This window comes from Halovivax limisalsi, assembly GCF_023093535.1.
Classification (GTDB): Archaea; Halobacteriota; Halobacteria; order Halobacteriales; family Natrialbaceae; genus Halovivax; species Halovivax limisalsi.
The window spans coordinates 2,460,223-2,483,713 of the sequence record NZ_CP095757.1 but is presented as its reverse complement, the minus strand read 5'-3'; the positions used below and the strand labels follow the sequence as shown (position 1 = coordinate 2,483,713).

General features: G+C 67.2%; 27 protein-coding genes. 7 read left to right on the top strand and 20 right to left on the bottom strand.

Annotation, left to right across the window (positions count from 1 at the left end):
* Positions 1 to 19: 19 nt before the first annotated feature.
* The 8 genes from MXA07_RS11425 to MXA07_RS11390 all read right to left on the bottom strand — a co-directional run bounded on the left by MXA07_RS11425 (position 20) and on the right by MXA07_RS11390 (position 6,341).
* Positions 20 to 1,084 carry a methionine synthase gene (locus MXA07_RS11425; protein WP_247728727.1) on the bottom strand — a complete coding sequence of 355 codons (1,065 nt, stop codon included), beginning with the start codon at positions 1,082 to 1,084 and terminating at the stop codon, positions 20 to 22.
* A complete protein-coding gene (locus MXA07_RS11420) occupies positions 1,081 to 2,085 on the bottom strand; it encodes a 5-methyltetrahydropteroyltriglutamate--homocysteine methyltransferase (protein WP_247728726.1) in 1,005 nt (334 codons plus the stop codon). The genes MXA07_RS11425 and MXA07_RS11420 overlap by 4 nt, the downstream gene beginning before the upstream one ends.
* An 83-nt stretch (positions 2,086 to 2,168) precedes the next feature.
* Positions 2,169 to 2,747 carry a HemK2/MTQ2 family protein methyltransferase gene (locus MXA07_RS11415; protein ID WP_247728725.1) on the bottom strand — a complete coding sequence of 193 codons (579 nt, stop codon included), beginning with the start codon at positions 2,745 to 2,747 and terminating at the stop codon, positions 2,169 to 2,171.
* Complete coding sequence (locus MXA07_RS11410; protein WP_247728724.1) at positions 2,747 to 3,910, bottom strand: mechanosensitive ion channel family protein; 1,164 nt, start codon at positions 3,908 to 3,910, stop codon at positions 2,747 to 2,749. Before MXA07_RS11410 ends, MXA07_RS11415 begins: the two co-directional genes overlap by 1 nt.
* Before the next feature lie 95 nt (positions 3,911 to 4,005).
* Positions 4,006 to 4,845 carry a 16S ribosomal RNA methyltransferase A gene (locus MXA07_RS11405; RefSeq protein ID WP_247728723.1) on the bottom strand — a complete coding sequence of 280 codons (840 nt, stop codon included), beginning with the start codon at positions 4,843 to 4,845 and terminating at the stop codon, positions 4,006 to 4,008.
* Between the two features lie 112 nt (positions 4,846 to 4,957).
* Positions 4,958 to 5,548 carry a DUF655 domain-containing protein gene (locus tag MXA07_RS11400; protein WP_247728722.1) on the bottom strand — a complete coding sequence of 197 codons (591 nt, stop codon included), beginning with the start codon at positions 5,546 to 5,548 and terminating at the stop codon, positions 4,958 to 4,960.
* Between the two features lie 146 nt (positions 5,549 to 5,694).
* A complete protein-coding gene (locus tag MXA07_RS11395; protein WP_247728721.1) occupies positions 5,695 to 6,051 on the bottom strand; it encodes an RNA polymerase Rpb4 family protein in 357 nt (118 codons plus the stop codon).
* Entirely contained in the window at positions 6,048 to 6,341 is a 294-nt protein-coding gene (locus MXA07_RS11390) for a 50S ribosomal protein L21e (protein WP_247728720.1), read from the bottom strand. The genes MXA07_RS11395 and MXA07_RS11390 overlap by 4 nt, the downstream gene beginning before the upstream one ends.
* 234 nt (positions 6,342 to 6,575) lie before the next feature.
* On the opposite strand from MXA07_RS11390, the gene MXA07_RS11385 reads away from it, so the two are divergent.
* Positions 6,576 to 7,736: a cystathionine gamma-synthase gene (locus MXA07_RS11385; protein WP_247728719.1), complete on the top strand. Its 1,161-nt coding sequence runs from the start codon at positions 6,576 to 6,578 to the stop codon at positions 7,734 to 7,736.
* A gap of 32 nt (positions 7,737 to 7,768) precedes the next feature.
* Here MXA07_RS11385 and MXA07_RS11380 read toward each other — a convergent pair whose 3' ends face one another.
* Entirely contained in the window at positions 7,769 to 8,416 is a 648-nt protein-coding gene (locus MXA07_RS11380) for a helix-turn-helix domain-containing protein (protein WP_247728718.1), read from the bottom strand.
* Between the two features lie 82 nt (positions 8,417 to 8,498).
* On the opposite strand from MXA07_RS11380, the gene MXA07_RS11375 reads away from it, so the two are divergent.
* The 4 genes from MXA07_RS11375 to MXA07_RS11360 all read left to right on the top strand — a co-directional run bounded on the left by MXA07_RS11375 (position 8,499) and on the right by MXA07_RS11360 (position 11,715).
* On the top strand, positions 8,499 to 9,458 hold the full coding sequence (locus MXA07_RS11375) for a hypothetical protein (RefSeq protein WP_247728717.1): 960 nt from the start codon (positions 8,499 to 8,501) through the stop codon (positions 9,456 to 9,458).
* A 63-nt stretch (positions 9,459 to 9,521) separates the two neighbouring features.
* Positions 9,522 to 10,370 (top strand): class I SAM-dependent methyltransferase, encoded by an 849-nt coding sequence (locus MXA07_RS11370; RefSeq protein ID WP_247728716.1) that lies wholly within the window; start codon positions 9,522 to 9,524, stop codon positions 10,368 to 10,370.
* A 77-nt stretch (positions 10,371 to 10,447) separates the two neighbouring features.
* Positions 10,448 to 11,134 carry an MBL fold metallo-hydrolase gene (locus tag MXA07_RS11365; protein ID WP_247728715.1) on the top strand — a complete coding sequence of 229 codons (687 nt, stop codon included), beginning with the start codon at positions 10,448 to 10,450 and terminating at the stop codon, positions 11,132 to 11,134.
* A 152-nt stretch (positions 11,135 to 11,286) separates the two neighbouring features.
* Positions 11,287 to 11,715 carry a hypothetical protein gene (locus tag MXA07_RS11360; protein WP_247728714.1) on the top strand — a complete coding sequence of 143 codons (429 nt, stop codon included), beginning with the start codon at positions 11,287 to 11,289 and terminating at the stop codon, positions 11,713 to 11,715.
* A gap of 109 nt (positions 11,716 to 11,824) precedes the next feature.
* Here the strand turns inward: MXA07_RS11360 and MXA07_RS11355 are convergent, their stop codons facing one another.
* The 7 genes from MXA07_RS11355 to MXA07_RS11325 form a co-directional block, all read right to left on the bottom strand.
* Complete coding sequence (locus MXA07_RS11355; protein ID WP_247728713.1) at positions 11,825 to 12,091, bottom strand: elongation factor 1-beta; 267 nt, start codon at positions 12,089 to 12,091, stop codon at positions 11,825 to 11,827.
* 6 nt (positions 12,092 to 12,097) lie between these two features.
* Positions 12,098 to 12,277 carry an HVO_2753 family zinc finger protein gene (locus MXA07_RS11350; RefSeq protein WP_247728712.1) on the bottom strand — a complete coding sequence of 60 codons (180 nt, stop codon included), beginning with the start codon at positions 12,275 to 12,277 and terminating at the stop codon, positions 12,098 to 12,100.
* Between the two features lie 69 nt (positions 12,278 to 12,346).
* Entirely contained in the window at positions 12,347 to 12,544 is a 198-nt protein-coding gene (locus MXA07_RS11345; protein WP_247728711.1) for a hypothetical protein, read from the bottom strand.
* A gap of 60 nt (positions 12,545 to 12,604) precedes the next feature.
* Positions 12,605 to 13,861, bottom strand: a complete 1,257-nt coding sequence (locus MXA07_RS11340) for a tripartite tricarboxylate transporter permease (RefSeq protein ID WP_247728710.1) — start codon at positions 13,859 to 13,861, stop codon at positions 12,605 to 12,607.
* A 179-nt stretch (positions 13,862 to 14,040) separates the two neighbouring features.
* Positions 14,041 to 14,379 carry a 50S ribosomal protein P1 gene (gene rpl12p, locus MXA07_RS11335; protein ID WP_247728709.1) on the bottom strand — a complete coding sequence of 113 codons (339 nt, stop codon included), beginning with the start codon at positions 14,377 to 14,379 and terminating at the stop codon, positions 14,041 to 14,043.
* Positions 14,380 to 14,397: 18 nt separating this feature from the next.
* Positions 14,398 to 15,441 (bottom strand): 50S ribosomal protein L10, encoded by a 1,044-nt coding sequence (locus MXA07_RS11330; protein WP_247728708.1) that lies wholly within the window; start codon positions 15,439 to 15,441, stop codon positions 14,398 to 14,400.
* A gap of 1 nt (position 15,442) precedes the next feature.
* Positions 15,443 to 16,081, bottom strand: a complete 639-nt coding sequence (locus tag MXA07_RS11325; RefSeq protein ID WP_247728707.1) for a 50S ribosomal protein L1 — start codon at positions 16,079 to 16,081, stop codon at positions 15,443 to 15,445.
* Positions 16,082 to 16,529: 448 nt separating this feature from the next.
* Here MXA07_RS11325 and MXA07_RS11320 point away from each other — a divergent pair, with 448 nt between their 5' ends.
* Positions 16,530 to 17,132 carry a DUF8173 domain-containing protein gene (locus tag MXA07_RS11320; protein ID WP_247728706.1) on the top strand — a complete coding sequence of 201 codons (603 nt, stop codon included), beginning with the start codon at positions 16,530 to 16,532 and terminating at the stop codon, positions 17,130 to 17,132.
* Positions 17,133 to 17,261: 129 nt separating this feature from the next.
* Here MXA07_RS11320 and MXA07_RS11315 read toward each other — a convergent pair whose 3' ends face one another.
* The 4 genes from MXA07_RS11315 to MXA07_RS11300 all read right to left on the bottom strand — a co-directional run bounded on the left by MXA07_RS11315 (position 17,262) and on the right by MXA07_RS11300 (position 20,153).
* Positions 17,262 to 17,741 carry a 50S ribosomal protein L11 gene (locus MXA07_RS11315; RefSeq protein WP_247728705.1) on the bottom strand — a complete coding sequence of 160 codons (480 nt, stop codon included), beginning with the start codon at positions 17,739 to 17,741 and terminating at the stop codon, positions 17,262 to 17,264.
* A 126-nt stretch (positions 17,742 to 17,867) separates the two neighbouring features.
* Positions 17,868 to 18,209: a divalent-cation tolerance protein CutA gene (gene cutA / locus MXA07_RS11310; RefSeq protein WP_247728704.1), complete on the bottom strand. Its 342-nt coding sequence runs from the start codon at positions 18,207 to 18,209 to the stop codon at positions 17,868 to 17,870.
* Positions 18,210 to 18,306: 97 nt separating this feature from the next.
* Positions 18,307 to 18,501 (bottom strand): HEWD family protein, encoded by a 195-nt coding sequence (locus MXA07_RS11305; protein WP_247728703.1) that lies wholly within the window; start codon positions 18,499 to 18,501, stop codon positions 18,307 to 18,309.
* Positions 18,502 to 18,632: 131 nt separating this feature from the next.
* Complete coding sequence (locus tag MXA07_RS11300) at positions 18,633 to 20,153, bottom strand: phosphoenolpyruvate carboxykinase (ATP) (RefSeq protein WP_247728702.1); 1,521 nt, start codon at positions 20,151 to 20,153, stop codon at positions 18,633 to 18,635.
* Positions 20,154 to 20,441: 288 nt separating this feature from the next.
* On the opposite strand from MXA07_RS11300, the gene MXA07_RS11295 reads away from it, so the two are divergent.
* A complete protein-coding gene (locus MXA07_RS11295; protein WP_247728701.1) occupies positions 20,442 to 23,339 on the top strand; it encodes a disk-shape morphogenesis protein volactin in 2,898 nt (965 codons plus the stop codon).
* Positions 23,340 to 23,491 lie beyond the last annotated feature (152 nt).

Genomic DNA, 23,491 nt, shown 5'->3' with positions numbered 1-23,491 from the left:
CCGTCGGTATCCGTCTGCTTCAGTCGCTCGCGAGGGCCGGGGCCTGCACGTCGATCTCGCCGTCGTCGAGCGCCGCCTCGACGTTCCGGGCCGCGGTCACCATGTTCGCCATCTTCTCGTAGGCGACCTCGCGGGGGAGCAGCTTCAGGCCGCAGTCCGGCGAGACGACGAGCTGGTCGGGCGGGACGATCTCGAGTCCCTTCCGGATGTTCGTCTCGATCTGGGCGACCGACTCGACCTCCGCGACGTGGGCGTCGGTCACGCCGAGGGCCAGGTCTTTGCTGAACGACGGATCGGTGAAGACATCGAGTTGCTCGTAGTCGCCGTTCGCCAGCTCGAGGTCGAACTCGTCGACGGGGAACTCGAGGATTTCGGGGTAGATCCGGGAGTAATCGCCGTAACAGACGTGCAGTCCCGTCCGGACCGACTCGGGGATATCGTCGACGATGCGCTCCAGGCACTCCCCGACGATCGCGTGGTCGTCCGGCGTCGTCGCGAGCGCGGGTTCGTCGATCTGGATGTACCGGGCGCCGGCGTCGACGAGCTTTCGGATCTCCTCGTTGACCAGATCCGCGAGGTCGTAGGCCAGTTCCTCGTCGGCATCGTAGGCCTCGTTGAACGACCAGTTCGCGAGCGTGTACGGACCGGTGATCGGCACCTTCACCGGGCGGTCGGTCGCGTCGGCGGTGAACTCGTACTCCTCGACGAGCCACTGCTCGTCGTAGGCGACCTCGTCGACGACCGAGGGCTTGTCGAAGTAGTTGTGCCCCCAGACCTTGACGGGCCCGTTGAACTCGTAGCCCTCGATGCGGTCGGCGAAGTACTCCACCATCTCGTTGCGGCGCATCTCGCCGTCGACGACGACGTCGAGGCCCGCCCGGACGTGCTCGTCGGTGATGAGCCGCGCCGCGTCGTCTTTCGCCTCCGCCCAGTTATCCCGGTCGAAGTCGGCGTCGGGATCCTCGTACAGCTCTTTCGCCCGGTTGAACCACTTCGGCTTGGGATAGCTCCCGACGACGGTCGTCAGGATGAAGTGCTCGTTCTGGTGGTCTGCGGGTCGGAACTGCGATTTCGTCTCGCTCATGCGGGGCTCACCTCCGCGATCGAGGCCGCCTCGCCCAGCGCGGCGAGTTTCTCCTCGAACGTGGCGTAAGGCAGGTAGAACGTCTCGGTGTTCGGCGCGAGGTAGACGGTCTCGAAGTCGGTGACGGGGACCCGTTCGAAGATCCACTCGGCGCGCTCCCTGACGGCTTCGGGCTCCTCGAGGAGCGTGTTCTGGCCGTCGACGAGTCCGAGCCAGACGTCGTCGGTCGCGCCGTACTCCTGGAGGTTGTAGAGGTTGTCGTCCTGCTCGGTGACGAAGTCGAATCCGACGGCGTCGATGTCGGCGTCGAGCAGGTGCGCGTAGACTTTCTCCTCGAGGGCGCCCCAGTAGGTCGTGACGACCACGTCGGCCTCGGTCGCGGCCGCGATCCGGTCGATCGCCTCGCTCGCTCGCTCGTCGAGCCCGTCGCCCGGCGGGTCGGTCACGAGCGACGGTTCGAGGAGACAGAGCGTCCCGTGGGCGGGGAATCGCTCGACTTCACCCTCGAGGAAGTCAGCGATCCCGTCGAGCAACGCCGCTTCGTCGCCGTAGTACTCGTCCGTCGCGAGATCGGCCAGGCTGTAGGGGCCGGGGAGCGTGGCCTGGAGGGCGTTCGACTCGACCGACGCCGCGGCGGCCTCGAGTTCGGCGGCCACGTCGCCGGTCGGTTCGAGTTCGTCCGTGACGACCGGTTCGCGATAGAAGTTGTTGTTGTCGTAGTAGCGGACGATTCCGCGGGTCTCGACCGCGTCCGAGACGGCGAGCGGGTGGGCCAGCATGTCGTCCCACCGGAGCTGGCCCTCCACGATCCGGTCCAGGCCCGCGTCCTGCTGGAGTGATAGCACCGCCGATCGGGCCTCGTCGTACCGGTCGCGGATCGCCTCGCTCTCGGTACCGTCGATGAGGTCGTGCTTCTGGTGGCCTTTCAGGTCGGCCAGGTCCGTCTTCGCCCCGTCGGGCAGGGGACACAGCCCGGTCGTCGTCGAGACGTACTCTGTCATGCGTACCGGTCGGTATGCTATGCTGCTGTTTAATATTTTCCATCCAATATTATGAACTTCGGTTATCCACCGGCCGCCGCGGCTCACCGGTGGAGTTCGAGGACGGTCAGCGTCTCGTAGGGAAACGACTCGTCGGCGACGGCGATCGCGCTGAAGCCGGCGTCGCCGGCCAGTTCGACGACGGCGTCGACGTCGGTGAGCGTGCTGACGAGCAGCAGGACGACGCCGTCGGGCACGAGCACCCGGCCCACGCGTGAGAGAAACCGGTCGATCACCGCCCGACCCGTCTCGCCGCCGGAGAGGGCCCGCTCCATCCAGTCGTCGCGCGCGGCGTCGGCGGAAAACGGCAGGTACGGCGGGTTGAACACGACGGCGTCGAACGACGCGCGTGCGAACGGCGAGACCAGGTCCGCGCGGACGGCGTCGATCCCTCGCTCGGCCGCCTGCCGGCAGGCGTGCGGGTTCACGTCCGCCCCGACGACGCGTGCGTCCGACCCCTCGCGGAGTCGCTCGGCGATGTATCCGGACCCGGTCCCCACCTCCAGAACGCGGTCGGGCGATCGCGATTCGAGCCGGTCCAGGGCCGTCCGCGCCAGCAGGTGCGAATCCTCGGCGGGCTGGTAGACGTCGGTTTCGAGGCCTCGGCGATCGGCCAGGTCCATCACTCGCCCTCCCCGGCGTTCGCGTCGGACGTTCGAACTCGCGATTCGTCGTAGGTGACGCCCGTCGCGTCGTCGCCCGAACCGGGGAAGCTCCCCGGATCGGGCCGGCCCGAGAGTTCGCGCTGCGGGAACGGGATCTTGATTCCCTCGGTCGCGAACGCGTCGGCGATCCGTTCGATCGCTTCGGACTGCAGGCGAACCGCCCGCTGGCGCTTCGGGTCGGGGATCCAGAATCTGACGCCAAGGACGACCGCCGAATCGCCGAACGACTTCGCGACCGCGTTCGGCTCCGGCGGATTGCGGATCCCCTCCATGTCCGAGACGGCGTCGGTCGCGACCGCGACGGCCCGCTCGACGTCCGCGTCGTAATCGACGCCGACCTCGACCTCGAGGCGGAGGCGGCCGGAGCGCGATCGGTTCGTGATCGGCGCGGAGCTGACGACGTCGTTCGGCACGACGACGTACTCGTCTTCGATCGTCCGAATTCGGGTGTTGACGATCGAGATGTCGGTGACGATCCCCTCGTACTCGCCGTCGAGGACGACCCAGTCGCCGATCTCGAACGGGCGGGAGAACATCAGCAAGAATCCCGCGAGCAGGGCGCCGAGGGTCTGCTGGGCGGCGATCCCGACGACGATCCCGAGGAACCCCGCTCCGACGAAGATGGCGCCGAGGTCCTCGACCCAGATTCCGAGGACGGTCACGAACGCCATCACGTAGATCACGACCTGGGCGAGCCGGAAGGTGACTTCCCGCTGGTGTTCGGTGACGGTCGCGGCCGATTCGAAGACCTCGTCGATCAGCCGCTTGACGAACCTGGTGACGATGAACGCCGTCACCGCCACGAGGATCGAGACGACGACGAGGACGAGCGTGTCGGCGCCGAGCCCGTTGTCGCGCCAGGCCGTCTCGATCGTCCCGGTCTGCTCCCAGACGCCGAGCACCACGGCGATCGCGACGATCGACGTCGAGAGGATCAGCGCGGCGCCCGCGACGTCGGCGTACAGCGGTCGCGTGCGCTCGCTCAACCGGCGCGTAAGGCGCCTGCTCCCGACGAGCGCGCCGGCCAGGGCGGCCAGGGTCACCAGCGTGACCGCGAGTCGCTGGCCGTCCGTCTCGAACTCGGCGGCCAACCAGTCCATCGCGAGTACGGACCAGTCCATGCTCTACGTCTCGATTGGCCCGACCGCCTTAGAATGCGTCGGTACGGCGGCTCCGATGGCAATCCCCTGTCGGTTCGCGATCGGTCCCGCTGGGCTCACTCGTTCGACGGGTGGCCGACGCGGCCGGCGATCGCCGCCAGTTCCGCGAACGTCGACGGCTCGATCGCGTCCGGTCGCTTCGCGAGGATCGCGTCGTCGGTCGCCTCGACCACCGCCTCCGGATCCTCGAGGCCCGTGATGTGGGCGGTGTTTCGGATGCCGTTGCGGATCGTCTTGCGCCGCTGGGTAAACAGCGCTTTGACAAACCGCAGGAAGAACGCCTCGTCGTCGACGACGTAGTCCGGCGCTCGCGGGGTCATTCTGACGACGGCGCTCTCGACCGCCGGCGGCGGCGAGAACGCCTCCGGCGGCACCGTCTCGACGATCTCCGGATCGACGTAGTGTTGGGTCGAGACCGATAGCCGGCCGTACGCGGACGTCCCCGGCTCGGCCACCATCCGCTCGGCGAACTCGCGCTGGTACATACAGACCAGCGGCCGCCCCGTCGGCAGCAACCTGAACGTGATCTCGCTCGAGGCGCCGTAGGGGAGGTTCGAGACGCAGGCGTCGAACGACGGAATATCGACCGAGAGCGCGTCGCCCTCGCGGAGTTCGAGCCTGTCGGCCTCGATTTCGGCGGCGAACTCGCGACGCAGGAAGGAGACGAGGTCGCCGTCGCGCTCGATCGCCACGACGGTCGCCCCCGTCGCGAGCAGGCGGTCCGTCAGGGCGCCCGTTCCCGGCCCGATCTCGAGCAGTCGTTCGGGCTCGATGGAGAACTCGTCGAGATACGTCGGGAGCCGGTCGAGGACGCGATCGTCGATCAGGAAGTGCTGGTCGCGGTCGGGATTGCCCCGCACGCCCGCCCGGCGCAACAGCCCGTCTGGATCTCTCATCGACTCGCCGTTCGAGGCGGGGTGGCTAAAGGCCGACGTTCCCTGCGAACCGCGACCACTCGCGAGAATCAGCGCGGACCGACCCGTCGCGGAACCGCCCGGCGGTCGCTCACTACCCGTCCGTCCGGTTCCCGCCGACGAAGGTGCGGTACTTCAGGTCGTCTTCTTTAAGCTCCTCGAGGATGCGGTCGACGAGGATCTGGTCCGGATCGTGGAGCCCGGAGACGCGCTCCTCGAGATCCTCGAAGCTCTCGAAGGGTTTTCGCTTCCGTTCCTCGAGGATCGTGTTCCGCAGTTTCTTCCCGATGCCGGGCAGCAGGTTGAGCTGGTGGAGCCGCAGCGTGATCGGCTGGGCCTCGTTGTAGAAGTCGACGAAGCGTTCCTCCTCGTCCTCGACGAGGTCGCTCACGACGTACTCGAGTTCGGACTTCGCGCCGGAGGAGAGGTCGTCGTACTCGATCTCGCGAGCTTGCTCGACGACGGTGCGCTCCGATCGCGGTTCGACGACGACGTCGGTCCCGATCGTCAACCGCTCTGCCTCGTCGAACGCCACCTCGAAGAGATCGAACGCCTCCGTATCGAGGGCGTAGCCGGCCGGCTGACTCTCGTAGGCCGGCCGACCGCCCGAGGAGAGGCCGTGTGCCAGATAGTCGAGCACCACTGCCCGGCGGACTGCTGACTCGTCGCGCTCGGATTCGCTCATCACCGTGTCGGTACGACCACCGATCACTTAAAGAATCCCCAACAGTTCGGCCCTCGAAGCAGCCGTCGGTCCGGTTCGCGGCCGCCACCGAAATCGTCGTGAACTCGACGGGTCCGCGACGCGGTCGACTGGAGCCGCCGTCGCCCTCAGGCGTAGCGCGCGACGATGGCGAGAATCTCGTCGAGTTCGTCGCCCGATAGCGAGTACCGCTCCTGGGCGAAGACCGCCCGCAGTTCGTCGCGATCGCGGGGCAGGAGATTCGCGATCTTGAAGGCGGTCGGTTCGGACACCTTCTCGAGACCCTCGAGTTCCGCGACGAGTTCGCGCGACTCCTCGGGTGCGAGGACGGCGAACCGATTGGTGTGGTCGATCGCGCGGGCGAGCTCGTAGCGGAGTTCGCGATCCTCGTCGAGCGCGCGATCGGCCTCGATATCCGAGAGGAGCTCCTTGGCCTCCGAAACCGTCAGGTACTCCTCGTCGACGATCTCCTTGAAGATGGTCATTCGTCCTGAGCGCGAAGGTGAGCGGCGGTGACGATCACCGTCTTCTCGCTCCCGCCGTCCGTGACGGCAACCTGGAACGCGTTGCCCTGGGTGCCGACGACCTCGCCGGTGCGACCGTCGAACCGGGGATGAAAGCGGCCGTCGGGGACGCTCGGATCGATCTTCAGGTGGACCTTCTGGCCTGTCTCGTAGTCCTGAATCGCGCGCTGCGGCGGCGACGTGCCCCGCTCGCGGGGGTCGTTGCGGAGTTTGTTTCGAGTTCCCTGTCGAGGGCCATTTGATTTCGGCATAGTCGTACGTCCCCGTTTCTCCGTGACAGTTATAAAAGGCACGTTCCGCGGGCGCCAGGACGGGACCGCGCGTCGACGGTCCGGTTCGGCGTGCGATCACGCGACATCCATCGCGCCGGCTCGCACTCTGCGGCGTTCGGCTTCCCCGAAGTCGTCACCCTCCACCGATCGCGGGCTTTCTTCAGCCACTTTCGCTTCGACAGTATAACGGTCTCGGGAGTCGTTGGCCCGCGCATGGACGACGACTTTCGGTTCGAGACCCGATCGATCCACGCCGGCCAGGAACCGGATCCGGAGACGGGAGCGCTGATGACCCCGATCCACGCCAACTCCACCTACGAGCAGACCGCCCCTGGCGACCATCGCGGCTACGAGTACTCGCGGACGGGTAATCCGACCCGTGCGGACCTGGAAGCGAACCTCGCCAGCCTGGAATCGGCCGACTACGGCCGGTGTTTCTCGAGCGGGATGGGCTCTATCAACACGGTACTCAACCTGCTCGAAGCCGGCGATCACGTCGTCACCGGCAACGACGTCTACGGCGGCACCCACCGGATCTTCACGCAGGTCTACGAGGACTACGACCTCGAATTCACCTTCGTCGACATGACCGACCTCGACGCGATCGAGGCCGGCTTCCGCGAGAGCACGGAACTCCTCTGGCTCGAGACGCCGACGAATCCGCTCATGTCGATCGTCGACGTCGAGGGTGCGGCGGAGATCGCCCACGCCCACGACGCCATCTGCGCGATCGACAACACGTTCGCGACGCCGTACCTCCAGCGCCCGCTCGAACTCGGCGCCGACGTCGTCTCGCACTCGCTCACGAAGTACCTCGGCGGCCACTCCGACGTCGTCGGCGGCGCCCTGCTGACCAACGACGCGGAGCTGGACGAGCGCTTCGGCTTCTACCAGAACGCCGTCGGTGCGACGCCCGGCCCGTTCGAGAGCTTTCTCGTGCTCCGGGGGACGAAGACGCTACCAGTCCGGATGGATCGCCACTGCGAGAACGCCCGGGCGATCGCCGAGTGGCTCGACGACCACCCGGACGTCGAGACGGTGTACTATCCCGGTCTCGAATCCCACCCGGGTCACGAGCTCGCCGCGCGCCAGATGGACGACTTCGGCGGCATGCTGAGCTTCGAACTCCACGCGACGATGGACGAGGCGAGCGCCGTCGTCTCGAACACCGAGGTGTTCACGCTCGCGGAGAGTCTCGGCGGCGTCGAGAGCCTGATCGAACAACCGGCACCGATGACGCACGCGGCCGTGCCGCGCGAGGAGCGCATCGCCGCCGGGTTGACCGACAGTCTGATTCGGGTCAGCGTCGGCATCGAACACGTCGACGATCAGATCACCGACCTCGAGCGCGCGATCGACGTGGCGCTTTCCTGATTCTCGCTCGGGGTCGTCCGAACCGGCCGCCGTTACCGCCGCACGTCGAGCGCGTTCGCGACCAGCCGCGACTCGGCCCGTCGGAGGAGGTCGGAGGCCGTCGACACCGCACAGTCGAGGTCGGCTGCGACGGCCTCGATCCCCCGATCGCGGGGCACGTCGTAGTAGCCGCAGTCCCACGCGACGGCGACTGCCTCCCGCTGTCGCTCGGAGAGTTCGCTCGCCGGGCCGCCGACGGTATCCCCGACGCGAAGCACGTCCACGTCGACCGCGTCCGGGAACTCCTCGAGAACGGCCTGGACCTCCGACGGTGATCCGACGACGGTCATGCGAATCGACCCGTCGGATCGGCACTCGTAGGGCGGCACAACGACGATCGTGTCCTGAAAGAACGCGTCGAACAGCGTCAGCGCCGACTCGGACAGTTCCTGTCGACAGTACACGAAGCACCCGCCGTCGGTCGGCGTGATATCGTACTCGTCGACGGTCGGCGCCGACTCGAGGATCGGCTCGACGTCCTCGGCGGCGCCTTCGACGTACGAGATCGTCGTCTCCGTGCCGTCGAGGACGGAGCCGCCGAGAATCAGGTGTCGGTCGACGCCGGTCGCGGCGACGGCCAGGTTCCCCTCCGGCGCCATCAACTCCGCATTCGGTCTGATCGCGATCCTGAGGGACTTCACAGCCGACGATTGCAGCGGACCCATATAAAACCGGGAACCATATCGGGCGTGCGTTCTCCCGGCCGCGGCAACCACTCGGCGTATGGAAGAACGTACCCGCGACGGTGACGGCGACGCCGACGAGACGCTGCCGGCGAACCCGTTCGAACGACTGACGTCCGTTGTTCTCGTCAGGGAACCGATTCGCTCCAATGCCGCGGGATCCATCCGCGACGTGGTGGCGCACGTATCGAGTGATCGGTCGGTCGACGGTCCGAGCGCCCTGACGGGGATCGACGGTGTCCACACGGCCTCGATCTTTCTCGAGGAATCGAGCGACGATCCGACGCTCACCTGGTATCTCGAACTCGAGCTGACGGGTACCGGAAGCGACCGCACCGGGGCGTCGATCGCCCGACACCTCAGGACGCAGTCGCCGCTGTCCGACGCCGGGCTGGGCGAACACCTGGCCACGTCGGATCGAGCGCGGGCGATCGGCGGGACCCTCTCGAGCGAGGCCGTCCTCACCCACGCGTGGCATCCGGAACGTCCGCGTGCGTCGGTTGCCGTCGCCGAACGGGACGCACCGGTGATCTCGCCGGCTGTATCGGCCGGTCAATCCGTCGAGGTGGCTCTGGTCGAGCTGCGCGTCAAACCCGGGGTCGCGTCATGGCTCGTCGAGTGGATGGCGGCCTCCCCGCACGAATCGAGCGGGGGCTGGATCGAGCGGTCGACGACCGCCTGGGAAGAGGCGATCCTCCGGGCCGAGGGTATGTACACCGAGACGATCTTCCTCGATCGCAGCGCCGACGGCGTCCGACTCCTGCAATTCATGGAAGCCGATTCGTTCGAACGGGTGTACGAGGCGTACGCGAACACGTGGAACCCGATGGCGCGCGGGACGGCGTTCGCGTTGAAACGGCTGCTCGAACGGCCCGAACGCATCCTCGAACGACCCCTTCCCGCGGAGAACGAACTGCTCGCCCACGCGGTCGGATCCAACCGGCCGCGAACCTGGCGACTACGTCGAGAGCCATCGATGCGATCGCGTCGGGGGACTTAAACGGCCGAAAGGGATCGTCGGTGGAGTGAGGGAGTCGGCGATCGAACTCACGATCGAGCGCGAATGACTTCGAACGCGGACGACGGACGACGGGCGGGGCACGGGACGGAGCCAGGCGTCGCCGAGGGCGAGCATCGACCGTCCTCGATGGACGCGACAACTACCGAGACGACGGGCAGGAACACCGTCGATTCTGCCCTCCTCGATAGCTTCCGGGCCGATGGGGCGACTGTCGTCACGACCGATCCAGGGGGATCGGAACCGACGAGAGCCGAAGGCGATCGAGGGCGATCGCTCTACGACTGGTGGAGCGACCGCGATTGGCTCTACGATCGGGTGATGGCTCTGACGGCGGGGATGCGAGACGAGACGTTCGACGCGCTCGCTCTCGAGTCCGGCGAGACCGTCCTCGATCTCGCGTGCGGGCCGGGGACGAACTTCGAACGACTGCGCGAGGCCGTCGGCCCCGACGGAACCGTCGTCGGTCTCGACTACTCGTCCGGGATGGTGCAGTCGGCGCGAAAAGCGGTCGACGAACGGGGCTGGGAGAACGTCCACGTCGTCCGGGCCGACGCCGCGGCGACCTGTGGCCCCGACGACGCGTTCGACGCCGTCGTCACGACGTTCGCGCTCCACACGTTCCCCGATGCGGCGGGCGCACTCGAGAACGTCCGCGACGCGCTGGCACCAGACGGCCGCTTCGCCGTGCTCGACTCGCGCCCGCTGACCGACGGCCCGTTTCGGTTTCTGAACCCGCTGTACGAGCGAGTCATCGCACGCACCGTGAATCACCAGCGAGGCGTCGACACGCTCGAACTCCTCGAGGCCACCTTCGAGACCGTCGACGTGGTCGAAACGTGGGACGCCGGCGCTGGCTACCTCGCCGTGGCCCGCCCCACGCCTCCGGAGTGAGCCTCGAACGTCACCGGTCGCCCGACCGATGGCCGTCCACCGCTACACTTTCCTCCCGCGGGCCGAATTCTCGAGTGATGACCGACGACACCACGGTCCACGCGCTCACGATGTCGGTGCCGTTCGGGGACCGAACGGTCTCGATCACCCCCACGGCGATCGAGACCGACGCCGGACTCCTCCTCGTCGACGTCGGCCCGGAGGGCGAGCTAGGGGAGCTGGAACGCGCCCTCTCGGACGCCGGGTTCGACCTGTCGGACGTCGAGCGCGTCCTCCTCACGCACCACGACGCCGACCACGCCGGCGGACTCGCCGCCATGCGGGATCGAACCGACGTCACGGTCGCCGCCCACCCCGACGAGGCGCCCCACGTCGACGGAGACGAGGATCCCGTAAAGGGGTCCGGGGACGGCCGGTATCCGCCGACGTCAATCGACGAGCACCTCGCGGACGGGGACGAGTTCGAATCCGAGGCCGGACCCGTCCGCGTCGTCGAGACGCCCGGCCACACGGCGGGGCACGTCTCGCTGTACCTCCCCGACGAACGTCTCCTCGTCGCCGGGGACGCGCTGACGTCGGACGGGGACGAGGTCCTTTCGGGCCCGAAACCCGGTTACACGATCGACGTGGACGCCGCGGCCGAGTCGGTCGACCGGCTCGCCGGCCGCGACGTCGCCCACGTCATCTGCCATCACGGCGGTTACGCCCAGGCCGGTTCCGATCGCATCCGCGAGATCGCCGACGAACTCGCGGACGGTCGGTGAGTGACTGCGCGGGTGGAATGACCGCCGGGTGAGAGCTGATCGCGTGGCGGTTGACTCACTCCGTGGCGGAGAACCGCCACGCGACGGGTCGATCGAACGGCGACGGCGGTTCGAACGGAATTCTCATCCGATTGCGACGGTTAGGGACGCCCATGCGCATCGAACTGCGGGTCTGCGAACACTGCTACGAACGCGACCACGGCGAGACCGAACGGCAGGATCTCGTCAACGACATGGTCCGCTGTGCCGAACGCATCCGCGAACACAAGGACGTCATCGATCTCGATTCCGTCCACATACGGACGGTTCGCGACGACGAACCCGGCAAACCCGAAGCGCTGCCGGTCGTCACCGCGTCGATCCACGACGATCAGGTGATGATCAACGACACTCAGCTGGCGACCGAAGGGAAAGACGGGAACATGCTCGTCTATCCGAACCCGCCGGACATTCTGACGGTTCTCTCGAAGAACATCAACGAGATCAGCAAGGGGCTGAACCGGGACGTCTCCGTCGATCTCTCGCCGGCGAGTGCGAAACTCCTCTCCGCGCGAACCGACAGTTCCGACGCGACGGACTGACGACGGTACGGGACCTCCGTTCGAAGCAGATCGACGGGCTATCACCGACGGTCGTCCGATAGCGTCCGCTGGTCGCGATTGACGACGAAGTACTCAGTATGGCGGGCGTTCAGATGCGACCGACGTTCTCGACGTCGACGCTCTCGACACCCTCGACGGAGCCGAACTCCTCTTCGACGGCCTCCGTGCCGCCCGAGCCGTCGGGAACGATGACGGTGGGAATGAGCGCGACGAGGCCGAAGGCGACGTCTTCACGCTCGACGCCGTTGATCTTCGCCCCTTCAGGGAGCGAGGATTCCAGGCGTTCCTGGAGCTCGTCGAGGTCGATTTCGGGGCTGTTCGGCATGACCTTGATTTTGGCTGCTACTTTCCCCATGGCTGATCAGGGACCGGTAAAGCCGCAGTCGGGACACTCGTAGAGGTTGCTCTGCTTCCGGCAGGTCGCACACCGGTAGATTTGCGCGCCGCAGTCGGGGCACTTGAACCTCGCCGCGTTCGTCCCCGAGACGTCGATGCCACAGGAGACGCACGCGCGCCCGCCGCGTTCCTCGGTCGTACTCATACCCGCCAGTTCCCGGCGGGCGCTTTTAACGGTTGTCTTTCGGGGTGACGCTCCCGGCACTCCCGGGTCTCAGTCGCCGTCCGCGGGCTCGAATCCGCGGTTGAACGAGACGAGCGTCACTCCGGCGAGCACGACGCACGCGACCGCCCAGCCGAGCCAGAGGGCCAGGTGATCGAGCCAGTACGCGAGGGCGAACCCGCACGTAAGGAGGACGAACTCGCCGGCGACGATGCGATCCCGCCGAGTCGTCCGGCCCGAGTCTGCCATGGCGAAAGGGTTCTTGACCGGACAGCAAATAGGCTGCGCCCCGACGACCTCCGCATCGGGTTACCAGCCGGCCAGCATCAGCGGGCCGATCAGTACGCCCATCAGGTGAACCCGCCGGGTTCGCAGTCTGACCGGCACCAATCCGATCGCGCTCGCGACGGCGAAAACGAGCACGCCCATCCAGCCGGCGAAGAGCGCCGACAGTGCCACCAGCAGTCCCAGGATCGCCAGCGAGAGCCACCGGTAGTCGAGGCGGCCGACGAGCGCCAGATACCGATCGCCGGCGACGAACACGACCAGGGACCCGCAGGCGCCGGCTACGAGCGCGGCGAGCAACAGGAGCGGAAGCGCGACCGGCGCTCCCGTACCGTCGAAGGCGACCATCACTCCGGTTCGCGGCCGGCCGATCGTCCAGAGCGCGACGAGTGCGAAGACCGTGTTCGCGGTGTCGACGCCGCTGGTCGCGACGATGTAGCTACGATCGTCGGCCGACCCGAATCCCCCGGTACCGCCCGGGAGCACGACCAGCACGCCCACGGCGGCGATCGCGGCCGAGATTCCGGGCAGAAAGCCGACGACCGCACCCGCGACCGTTCCCGCCGCGCCCGTCAGAACGAGCCCGGGGCGAGACATTCGGATCGCCGAATCGTCCTGCGGCGGAATCCCGCCGCCCGCCACGGCATCGATCAGGACCGGCGCACCGAAGCAGCCGGCGAAGACCGGCGCGAGGATGCCGCCGGCGTCGAGCGGGGCCGCCGGATCGACGTCGAGCGTGAGCGCCCCGAGTGCCGTCGCGAGCGAAAATGCGAGCCCGCCGGCGAGCACGCGTCGCGGCGTTCGTTCGGCGACGAGGAGGGCGAGCACGACTCCGGCGAGCACGAACTGCAGGTGGTCGATCACGACGGCGTACCACCGGTTGACGGCCCAGGTGACCGGCACGGCGAGGGGCATCGCGAGGAGGATGGCCAGGAAGCTCCCGAGCGCCGAGAGACGGATCGCCTCGCGGCCGCGACCAGCGAGGACGAGCCGATGGCCCGGCAGCGCCGTCAACGCCATCTCCGCGTCGGGCACGCCGAGCGCCATCGCGGGGACGGCGTTGACGAACGTGTGGACGACGCCCGCCGCGAGCATCGCGACGCCGACTAACAGCGGCGGACCGGGGACCGCGGCCGCGACGCCGGCCAGCAGGAACGCGAAGTTGTTCGCGTGCAGCCCCGGAATCAGGCCGCTGATCGACCCGGCCAGACACCCGGCGATCGTCCAGCCGAGCAGTTGGACCGAGAGCGCGGGATCGACGACGAACTCGACGCTGCCCATTCCCGCGGCCTTCGCCGCGGCCTCCTATTTATATGGTCGGCCCAGAACGCAGGCGGGCAGCGGATTCGTCCGCTGGTTGCTGGCGGCCGCCAATCGGTGCGAACGCCGTCGATCCGGTGTGAACGCCGTGGCTCTCTCGAACGCACAGAACGGTGAGAAATCGCGAGTGTTCGGCCGGATTAGCCGAAGAGTTCGCCGAGGCCCTCGCCGCTGGCCTCGTCCTCCTCGTCATCGTCGTCCGTCGTGTCCGGCACGTCGCTGGTCTCTTCGACCTCCTCGTCCTCCTCCTCGTCGCCGCCCTCGGCCGGCGCGGCAGCGCCGGCGCCACCCGCCGCGGGCACGGCGGCGGCGTCGGCGACGGCCTCGTCGATGTCGACGTCCTCGAGCGCGGCGACGAGCGCCTTCACGCGCGATTCTTCGACGTCGACGCCGGCGGCGTCGAGCACGTCGGTGAGGTTGTCTTCGTTGATCTCTTCGCCCGATTCGTTCAGGATGAGTGCAGCGTAAACGTATTCCATTGTCGTGTATCTCCGTGATTAGCCGAACATCGCACCGAGGCCTTCCGCGCCATCACCGTCGTCTTCGTCATCGTCGCCGGTGTCGTCCTCGGCCGCGTCGGCGTCGTCTTGGTCGTCGGTCGATTCGTCGGCCTGCTCGTCGGTCTCGTCGTCGGTCGCCGGTGTCGGCGCCTCGACGTCCTGCAGTTCGTCGGGGAGCGCGTCGGTGTCGTCGATCTGGGCTGCGAGCGCGCGCAGCTGCGCGTCGGCCTTGCCCACGAGATCCGGTACGAGCTCCTCGTCCTCGATCGCGGCCTGGAGGCCGAGGCTCTTGGCCTCGCCCGTGGCCTTCGCGACGAGCAGCGGCGCCGTCGACTCGGTCGGAATGACCGCGTTCACGGCGAGGTTGCGCGCCTGAGCGGCCGCGCTCGCGACGTCTTGCTCGTATGCTTCGACGTCGATGTCGAGGTCCTCGGGATCGAACGTGACGCCGTCGGCGTAGACGGCGCGCAGGTCGAGGCCGACCTCCTTGGCCTCGATGCCGAGTTCGTTGAGGACGTTCGCGAGGTCGGCGGAGACCTCCTCGCCGGCTTCGAGCACCGTCGAGTCCTCCATGACCTGGATCGAACCGTCCTCGATGCGCGCGTTCGCGCCGATCTGCTGGAGTTCGCCGACGAACGGGCCGGGATCGACGCCGGTATCGCCTTCCGGAATGACGATGTCGTTCGGCGCGACCTCGCCGGCGCCGATCGGCGCCGGCGTCTTCGAGGCCTCGAGTTCGCGATAGAGGCTGAACGGGTTCTCGTCCGTGAGGACGATCCCGACCTGGCCCTCGACGTACTCGCTGAGTTCGTCGATCCCGGCGGCCTCGAGCGACCGGCGCTGGAGCGTGTTACGGCTGACGCGCAGTTGCGCGGTGCCGTGGAGCTCCCGGCGCATGTCCTGCAGTTGCTTCGACGGAATGCCGGCGATGCCGACGATGCCGACGTTCTCGTGGGCCTCGACGAGCGCGGTGATCTCGTCGACCTCGGCTCGCTTCCACTCGGGAAGGTTCTCGGTCTTGCGAGTCGCCTCTGCGCTCATCTCAGGCCACCTCCACGGACGGGCCCATCGTCGTCTTCACGTAGACGGAGTCGATGTTTTGCGGGCCCTTCTCGAGGTCTGCGTGCAGCCGACGCAGGATGACGTCGACGTTGTCGGCGATGTCCGCCGCGTCCATATCCTCGGCGCCGACGCGCGTGTGGAACGTGCGCCGATCGCCGGAGCGGATCTGCACGGTGTTTTTCATCCGGTTGACGGTCTCGACGACGTCGTCGTCCCGGCCGAGCGGGGTCGGCATCTTGCCCCGTGGACCGAGGACGGTCCCGAGATAGCGACCGATATCCTGCATCATCGCCTCCTCGGCGATGAAGAAGTCGGTGTCGTCGGCCAGTTCTTTGGCCGCATCGTCGTCGTCACCGAGGTCTTCGAGGGCGTCGCCGTCGAGGACGTCGTCGGCGACGTCCTCGGCTCTGAGCGCCGTTTCACCCTCGGCGAAGACGACGATCGTCGTCTCCTGGCCGGTGCCGGCCGGGAGGACGACGGACTCGTCGACGCGATTCGACGGTTCGTCAAGGTCGAGGTCCCGGAGGTTGATCGCGAGGTCGACCGTCTCGGTGAAATTCCGAGCCGGCGACTCCGCGAGCGCGTCCGCGACTGCTGTTTCGATATCCGAATCTGCCATCGTTCACCTCCGTAGTACGCAGGGTATGCTCCTACGGGTCAGTGAAACAGGCAAAGCCTGTCTCAGGCTAACCGAGGGTCATTGCGGACTTAAACCCGTCGAACTGCCTACGAATCGAGCCCGTCCGGATCGCCCTCCCAACGATCCGATCCGGGCGTCCGTGACGGTTCCAGTCCGACAGCCCTCGGCGAATCCCGGATCGGTCGGTTCGATCGTCGGCGGTCCAGTCCCCACTCCGGCGAGCGTCGCTCCGGAAACCGCGATCGAGACGGTCTCGATCCAGCGTTCGGGATCGTCGCTACCACGATCGAGCGTCGCCCGTCGTCGCTCGAGTTGCTATCACCGATTTCGATATCTGAGCCGTAATGGGGAACGAACGGTAACGTTCTAGTCATCGAACCCTGATTTATCGAAATCTATTTCCTCCGTCCACGTCAGGACGTGGACGATGGCCCCCTTCGGACTCGCGCCCCCGCCCGGTCCGCTACAGGCCGCCGTGTCACTCTCGGTTCACGAGCGCTCGATCGAGTTCGTCGTCGAGCGCTCGCTCGGAGGTCGCGTTGCCATCGCGGTCCTCACGACGCTCGTCCTCGCGCTGATCCTCGTCGGGATTCTGCCGGACTACAGCCGACGGACGATCGAGTTGGCGCGGGCGAGCCCGATAATTTCGGTGCTCGTCGGACTCCCGGCGACGCTCGTTCTCGGCGCGTTCCTCGCACTCGCGATGTTACTCTCCGAATCGAGTCTGGGGATCTTCTTCGCCATTCCGCTCGTCTCGGTTTCGGTCGGGCTGTTGCCCGCGTGGACGGTACTCGGGGTCGTCGCACTGGGGCGGACGCTCGACGCAAGGGTCGGTCGCGACTCCCTTCCGACCGGCATCGTCGCCGCCTCGATCTGTGCCGGTCTGGCCGCCCTGTCGATGGAACTCCTCCTCGTTTTCACCACGATCGTGGCGTGTCTGGGCGCCGGCGCCGGGGCTCGAGTCCTCGTCGGCGGCTCGACGACGACCGATCCGGACGATCGAACGGTCCCGCCGGCGAACAAATTCTGATCCGAGCCGTGTGGTCCGGGACGGGGCGGACTCCCGCCGTTCACGGGAGTCTCGATCCGCCGCCGGAGTCACACGGCTCAGCACGGCCGTCGAGACCTCCCGTCGAGAAGCGGACGGCGCCGCGGCGGATCAGGCCTCGGCGAAGATGTCGTCGTACTCGCCGCTGTCGATGCGCTCTTTGAACTCGCGCGGATTCTCGCCCTCGATGGTCACGCCGAGGGAGGTACAGGTACCGACGACCTCCTTCGTGGCGTTCTTCAGGTCGTACGCCAGCAGATCGGGATGTTTCTGCTCCGCGATGGTCCTGACCTGATCGACGGAGAGGTCGGCCACGAACTCCTCCTGTGGTTCGCCGCTGCCCGTCTCGAAGCCGGCCTCGTCCTTGATCAGCGCCGCGGTCGGCGGGACGCCGACGTCGATGTCGAACGACCCGTCGTCCTCGTAGTCGACGGTGACGGGGACTTCGGTGCCGTCGAACGCGGCCGTCTGGTCGTTGATCTCCTGTACGACTGCCTGCACGTCGACGGGCGTCGGCCCGAGCTCCGGACCGAGTGGTGGGCCAGGATTGGCCTCCCCGCCCGGAACGAGCACTTCGATAGTTCCAGCCATACGGGACCAAACCCGCGCGCGATTTTTAAGGGTTGCTTTTTCCCCGCCGACGCCGGCCGCGCGTGGACAACTCCAACCCGGTCGTCCGACGAGACGTTCGTCGGCGGGTTGACCGACCGACGCGAGTCACTCGTCGTCGGTCGGTTCGTCGTCGGACCGAATTGGTTCCTCGACGGATCGACGACACCACTCCGCGTACGGATCGAGGACGGCCGTCGGCTCGAACTGTTCGATACACGGCACGTCGTGGGGGTGGTGGTCGCGGACGTACGTCGTCAGGTCCTCGGCCCGGTCGGTGGTTGTCTTCGCGATCAGGACGACCTCGTCGTCGTCAACGAGCTCGCCCTCCCAGCGATAGACCGATTCGCAGGAAATTGTATTGACGCAGGCGGCGAGTCGTCGCTCGACGATCGAACGGGCCAGCTCGTCGGCGGCCTCCGGCGGAGCGGTGAGGTAGACCGAGCGCATCGTTGCCGACGCTTGTCCGCCACGGAAGAAAACGTTGGCTCCAGCTGATCCGGCTCGCTTTCCGCGATGCGTCGCTCCCGGTCTCAGCCGTCGCGACTTATTCGACGGGCGAAAAGGTGCCCGTGATGTTCCACTCGTGGATGCACTGCGGACGTCCCGCCTGGGGCGTCTCGTTCTCGGTCACTACCTGCCAGCCTTGCTGGGTCGGATTCCATCGTTCGGATCGTCCGCAACGCTCGCAGGTGCGCCGCTCGGGCGATCGAATCGCGGTTCGAGCCTCGACGTCGCTCATTATCGGGGATCAGGAACCGGACCACCATAAGTAACCCAGGCGTCGGCGGAATTTGCACGCGTCTCGCCAGGCTTCACCAGGTGAAGCAGCCGTCTCCACGCCGGTCGCGTCCCGAGCGAACGGAGCGCGAGTCAGTAGACGGCGTCGACGATTTCCTCGCGCAGTTCCGGGAACTCCGCGAGGTACGCCCGCCGCTCCTCTCGGAGCGAGGCGATCGCGTCCTCGAAGTCCGAGACGTGATCCGGCACGTAGAACTCCTCGACGTCGATGCCGGGTACGTCGCTCGGGATCGTCATCCCCAGGCGCTCGTCGTGGGTCCACTCCACGGCGCCCCTGGCGATCTCGGTGAGGATCGTGACCGACTCCTCGACGCCGACATCCATGGACTCGGCGCCGACGTAGCCCGTGTTCATCACGTAACAGTCGACGTCGAGGTCCCGGACGAGGTCGTAAAAGCGGTTGCCCTCCCGGCCATCGGAGCCGACGATGAAGGGGTTCGTCCCGACGACGCGGATCGATTCGCCCGCGCGCGATGGATCGCCGGCGCTCGTCTCGATGGATTCGCCGAGCATGAACGCGACGGCGGCCTGCGGACCTTCGAGCTTCGCGACCGGCGGCATGAGCGGGTTACGCGTGATGAAGAAGATCTGATCGACCGTCTCGAGGTCGATCTCGTCGGCCGCGCTCTCGAGTTCGTCGCGCTGGATGACGGCGCGCCCGTTCGACGTGTAGCTATCGTCGTGGAAGTCGACCGTGCCGTCCTCGTCGACGGCGACGTTCTCGAGGACGGCCGACTCGGCCGTCGCCGCCTCGTAGAGCGCCGGCTGTTCCGAGGCCGTCAGTCCGATCGTCTTGATGTACAGTCCCTGGCCCTCGCTGCCCGCGACGGAGCCGTCCGGCAGCAACGCGCAGACGTCGTCTTGCAGCATGGTCGCCGACTCCGGCTCGGTGAGCCAGCAGCCGTGCGAGGTGAGCGTCGACTTGCCGGTCGCCGAGAGGCCGAGGAAGAGTTGCCCGACGGTGCGAAGGTCGTCGTCGGACTGGCCGCCGTCGCGAACTGTCAGGCGCTTGCTCCCGGCGTGGAGCCCGAGCCCGCCGGCCTGCTTGGTGCGGTACATGAACAGGCGGAGGAACGATTTCTTCGCCTCGCCCGTGTAGTCGCTGCCGAGGACGACCGTCGTCCCCTCGTCGGGGAGGATCCGGATCGCCGTCTCGTCGTGGTCGGGCACCTGAACGGTCTCGAAATCGGGCTCCCGGCCGTCCGACGGTTCGAACAGCTTCGCCCAGGTCAGCGCGATGCGCGCGTACTCGATTGGCACGTAGAGGCGACAGCAAAAGGTCGCGTCGGGGTGGCGGCCGACGAGTCGGTCCACGCAGAGCATTTCCCGGTCCGATACCGCGTCGAGACCCGTCCGCACGAGCGCCCAGTCCCGTTCCTCGAAGTCGTGATCGACGGCGTTTGCCGTCCGGTCGGCACAGCGCGATCGATACTCGCTGACGTAGGCGGGCGACCCGTACTCGGTCGTGCGCTCGTCGTCGCGCGCGAGCGATCGGAGCTCCTTCAGTGTCGGATTATACTGAATATTGCCGGACTGTGTGGGATCGGGGAACCGCCGAGCCGACGACGGGGGTTCGGTCCCGGTTTCGGACATGTGGTTCACATCACTCGTCCCCCTATTATAACGATGAGGTTCGACGCTCGCCGTGAGATTCGATATCGAATTTCGCCGTCGGCCGTCGCATCTCGACCGTCGTCCGTCGTAGGTTCGTCGAACCACCACGTTCCGGTCGGTATTCGCGATCGACGGACGGCCGTCGAGGGTCGAACGAATATCTGAACTGACAGTGAGGTCGGGGGTCTTACGGATCGCGTCCCCGCCGATTTTCACATTTGGTATTCGAGGGCGAAGCTAGATTAACTGTCGTTTCCTTCGACCGACATGGCCAACGGTCTGGATTTCGGGTCCGATGCGACGCGGGTGGCACGCGACGGACTCGATGGGGCGGTTATCGAGGTGGAACGACCCGTCATCTATCGGCTCACCGGGGACGAACCCGAGAGCACAGGAGCCGACGGTGACGTCGCACTGGACGACGTACTGACCGTCGAGACGACTGCGGGCACGTACGCGGTGGGCGAGGGGGCGGCCCGAATCGCGGCGGCGTCCGATTCGAGGGTGACCGAACTCTTCGTCGACGGCGTGCTGGTCGACGAGCCGTTCGCCGAAGCGGCGCTCGAGACGCTCCTCGACGCGGTGCTGGCCCAGGGCATGGGCAATCGCCTCTGTTACACCACGCCGGGGACGATCGTCGACGCCGACCGGCCGACCGCGCACCATCGCGACGTCGTCGACGAGACCATCGCCTCGATGGGATTCGACGCGACACCCGTAAGCACCGGCTACGCGGTCGTCGCCGACCAGCTTCGCGACGAGAACGTCACCGGACTCGGGATCAACGTCGATCGCGACCTGACGAGCGTCGCCCTCGTCTACTACGGCGTCCCGGTGCTGGCGTTCTCGATCGCGAAGGGCAAACGGTGGATCGTCGAACGGTCCGCCGGCGCCACCGGACACGCCGTCGACCAGATCGAATCGCGCCTCGAAAATTTTGCTCTCGATCCGGACGCGCCGGGAGACGATATCGCACGTGCGATCGCGGCCGCCTTCGACGACCTGACCGCCGAGCTCGTCGAGGCGATCCGGGTCGAGGCAGACGCGGAGGAGATCGAGCGGGGGATCGCCGTCCCCGTCGCGGTCGCCGGGCCGTGGGCCGTCGAGGGGTTCGAGTACCTCCTCGGAGGTCGTTTCGACGCGGCGTCGCTCCCCTTCTCGATCCGGGGGATCCGCCGGGCGGACGAGCCCGCCGAGAGCGCCGTTCGCGGCGCACTGGTCTCGGCACAGGAGGGCGTCGACGCGTTCGAATCCGTCACCTGGTCCGCCCACACGAGAAGCGAAGCGACCGACGCGTCGGCGACCGAGTCGGACGACGAATCGACGGGACAGCTCACGTTCGAGGAGTCCGTCGGAACGGCGGAGACGACCGACGCGGTGGCCGACGGCGCGATCGAGCAGCTGTTCGATCGACTCGGCACGCGCGACGACGAACTCGACGAGCTCGACGACCGCGTCACGGCCCTCGCGGACGCGCTCGACGAACTCGAATCGACGGCCGCCGACCGGTCGGCCCTCGACGCACTCGAATCGGACCTGGAAACCGTCTCGTCCTCGGTGGAGTCGACGGCCGCGACGATCGATCGCATCGAGGAGACGCTGACAGCGCACGAATCCGAGCACGACGACCTGGGCGACGCGATCGAGTCGGTCGAGTCCGATCTGTTCGACCGACTCGAGACACTCTCGGAGACCCACGAATCGGACGTCGACCGCATCGAAGCCGCCGTTTCCGAGCAGGAGCGAGCGCTCGAGGCCGCCGTGGCCGACCTCGAAGCCGACCTCGACGACGTCGAGTCGACGCTCGCGTCGGACCTCGGGGAGTCGGTCGACTCGATCAGAGAGGACCTCGCGCGCGTAGACATCGAGCTGGCCGCCCTCCCGGACGACCTCGAGGAGCGACTGGCGACGCTCGACGCCGCGATCGAGTCGGAGGCGGCCGACCGCGCCGCCGCTATCGAGTCCATCGAGGACTCTGTCGAATCGATTGACGCCGAACTGTCGGACGACGTCGCACGCGTCGAGTCGACCGTCGAGACGGTCGAATCGGACCTCGGGACGCTCGAAGGCGACGTCGACGATCTCGAGTCGGAGGTCGGCGACGTCGAATCGACCCTCGGCGATATCGAGTCGGTCGTCGAGAATCTCGAATCGACCATCGAGGAACGAGCGGACGACGGCGCGGACGAGGCGGCCGTCGACGAGCTGGAATCCTCGATCGACGACCTTCGTACCGCCGTCGAGCGTATCGAGTCCGATCTCGAGGCCGTCGACGAGCGACTGTCCGAGTCCGACCGACCGGACGAGGACGACGTGAACGCGCTCCGCGAGTCGATCGCCGAACTCGAGCGCGTCGTCGGCCCGGCCGAGTCGTCCGACGACGAATCCCTGACCGAATCGATCGCGACGCTTCGCTCCTCGTATGACGACCTGGCAGCCTGGCGGTCGGAGGTGATCGACCGGCTCGACGCCGTCGAATCCCGTCAGTCCACGCTCGCGGCGGAGGAGCGCCTGACAGCCGCGGATGTCGTCGGCGACGGCGACGAAATCGCGAGCACGGATGCCGTCGAGGAACGGGTAGGGCGCGTCGAGTCGTCGCTGTCGGCCGAGCTGGAGTCGGTCAGTGCGACGATCGAGCCTCTCGAATCGCTCGACCGGACCACCGCCGAGCTCGAAGACCGACTCGAATCGATCGAAGGAACGACTGCGGCCCTCGAAAACGGGCTCGAGTCGCTCGAAGGCGAGCTCGACGAAACCGTCGACCGGGCGGAACTTCGCGAGACGGTCGAGGCGGCAACCGCCGCAGACGAATCCGACCTGGAAGCCATCGAATCTCGCGTTTCGGCGCTGGAATCGACCTCCGGCGGCGAGACCGACGTACCGCCCGAACGGATCGCCGATCTCGATCAGCGGGTCCACGAACTCGGACGCCGAGTCGACGAGCTGGACTCCACAGGCGCCGGCTCGGCCGACGGCAGGGGCCCCGAGGCCGGCGACCGGAGCAGCCTGGCCCGGATTGGCACCGTCGGCGGTGTCGCGAGCCTGGTCGCGGGCGCGACGGTCGTCGGCGGTGCGGTGCTGCCGTCGATCGGTCCCGCCGGGTTCGGTATCGCGGTGATGGTGGTCGGAACCGTCATCGTCGCGGCGGCGAGCGTCGGCCGCTGAACCTTCTCGGACACGGAGCCCGACTAGGGCGAGTTCAGCTCCGGACGAAGCATCTCGGAACCGCCGCGGTGATCCGGCGGTTCCGCAAGTGGTGTTCGAGTCTCGGTCGCGACTGCGCTCACCCGGCGCCGTCTGACTAACGCTTAAGAGTC

What these genes read in the sequence shown, in the direction of transcription:
- MXA07_RS11425 (WP_247728727.1), bottom strand. Translation starts at nt 1,084, where the DNA reads ATGAGCGAGACGAAATCGCAGTTCCGACCCGCAGACCACCAGAACGAG.
- MXA07_RS11420 (WP_247728726.1), bottom strand. Translation starts at nt 2,085, where the DNA reads ATGACAGAGTACGTCTCGACGACGACCGGGCTGTGTCCCCTGCCCGAC.
- MXA07_RS11415 (WP_247728725.1), bottom strand. Translation starts at nt 2,747, where the DNA reads ATGGACCTGGCCGATCGCCGAGGCCTCGAAACCGACGTCTACCAGCCC.
- MXA07_RS11410 (WP_247728724.1), bottom strand. Translation starts at nt 3,910, where the DNA reads ATGGACTGGTCCGTACTCGCGATGGACTGGTTGGCCGCCGAGTTCGAG.
- MXA07_RS11405 (WP_247728723.1), bottom strand. Translation starts at nt 4,845, where the DNA reads ATGAGAGATCCAGACGGGCTGTTGCGCCGGGCGGGCGTGCGGGGCAAT.
- MXA07_RS11400 (WP_247728722.1), bottom strand. Translation starts at nt 5,548, where the DNA reads ATGAGCGAATCCGAGCGCGACGAGTCAGCAGTCCGCCGGGCAGTGGTG.
- MXA07_RS11395 (WP_247728721.1), bottom strand. Translation starts at nt 6,051, where the DNA reads ATGACCATCTTCAAGGAGATCGTCGACGAGGAGTACCTGACGGTTTCG.
- MXA07_RS11390 (WP_247728720.1), bottom strand. Translation starts at nt 6,341, where the DNA reads ATGCCGAAATCAAATGGCCCTCGACAGGGAACTCGAAACAAACTCCGC.
- MXA07_RS11385 (WP_247728719.1), top strand. Translation starts at nt 6,576, where the DNA reads ATGGACGACGACTTTCGGTTCGAGACCCGATCGATCCACGCCGGCCAG.
- MXA07_RS11375 (WP_247728717.1), top strand. Translation starts at nt 8,499, where the DNA reads ATGGAAGAACGTACCCGCGACGGTGACGGCGACGCCGACGAGACGCTG.
- MXA07_RS11370 (WP_247728716.1), top strand. Translation starts at nt 9,522, where the DNA reads ATGACTTCGAACGCGGACGACGGACGACGGGCGGGGCACGGGACGGAG.
- MXA07_RS11365 (WP_247728715.1), top strand. Translation starts at nt 10,448, where the DNA reads ATGACCGACGACACCACGGTCCACGCGCTCACGATGTCGGTGCCGTTC.
- MXA07_RS11360 (WP_247728714.1), top strand. Translation starts at nt 11,287, where the DNA reads ATGCGCATCGAACTGCGGGTCTGCGAACACTGCTACGAACGCGACCAC.
- MXA07_RS11355 (WP_247728713.1), bottom strand. Translation starts at nt 12,091, where the DNA reads ATGGGGAAAGTAGCAGCCAAAATCAAGGTCATGCCGAACAGCCCCGAA.
- MXA07_RS11350 (WP_247728712.1), bottom strand. Translation starts at nt 12,277, where the DNA reads ATGAGTACGACCGAGGAACGCGGCGGGCGCGCGTGCGTCTCCTGTGGC.
- MXA07_RS11345 (WP_247728711.1), bottom strand. Translation starts at nt 12,544, where the DNA reads ATGGCAGACTCGGGCCGGACGACTCGGCGGGATCGCATCGTCGCCGGC.
- MXA07_RS11340 (WP_247728710.1), bottom strand. Translation starts at nt 13,861, where the DNA reads ATGGGCAGCGTCGAGTTCGTCGTCGATCCCGCGCTCTCGGTCCAACTG.
- rpl12p (WP_247728709.1), bottom strand. Translation starts at nt 14,379, where the DNA reads ATGGAATACGTTTACGCTGCACTCATCCTGAACGAATCGGGCGAAGAG.
- MXA07_RS11330 (WP_247728708.1), bottom strand. Translation starts at nt 15,441, where the DNA reads ATGAGCGCAGAGGCGACTCGCAAGACCGAGAACCTTCCCGAGTGGAAG.
- MXA07_RS11325 (WP_247728707.1), bottom strand. Translation starts at nt 16,081, where the DNA reads ATGGCAGATTCGGATATCGAAACAGCAGTCGCGGACGCGCTCGCGGAG.
- MXA07_RS11320 (WP_247728706.1), top strand. Translation starts at nt 16,530, where the DNA reads ATGGCCCCCTTCGGACTCGCGCCCCCGCCCGGTCCGCTACAGGCCGCC.
- MXA07_RS11315 (WP_247728705.1), bottom strand. Translation starts at nt 17,741, where the DNA reads ATGGCTGGAACTATCGAAGTGCTCGTTCCGGGCGGGGAGGCCAATCCT.
- cutA (WP_247728704.1), bottom strand. Translation starts at nt 18,209, where the DNA reads ATGCGCTCGGTCTACCTCACCGCTCCGCCGGAGGCCGCCGACGAGCTG.
- MXA07_RS11305 (WP_247728703.1), bottom strand. Translation starts at nt 18,501, where the DNA reads ATGAGCGACGTCGAGGCTCGAACCGCGATTCGATCGCCCGAGCGGCGC.
- MXA07_RS11300 (WP_247728702.1), bottom strand. Translation starts at nt 20,153, where the DNA reads ATGTCCGAAACCGGGACCGAACCCCCGTCGTCGGCTCGGCGGTTCCCC.
- MXA07_RS11295 (WP_247728701.1), top strand. Translation starts at nt 20,442, where the DNA reads ATGGCCAACGGTCTGGATTTCGGGTCCGATGCGACGCGGGTGGCACGC.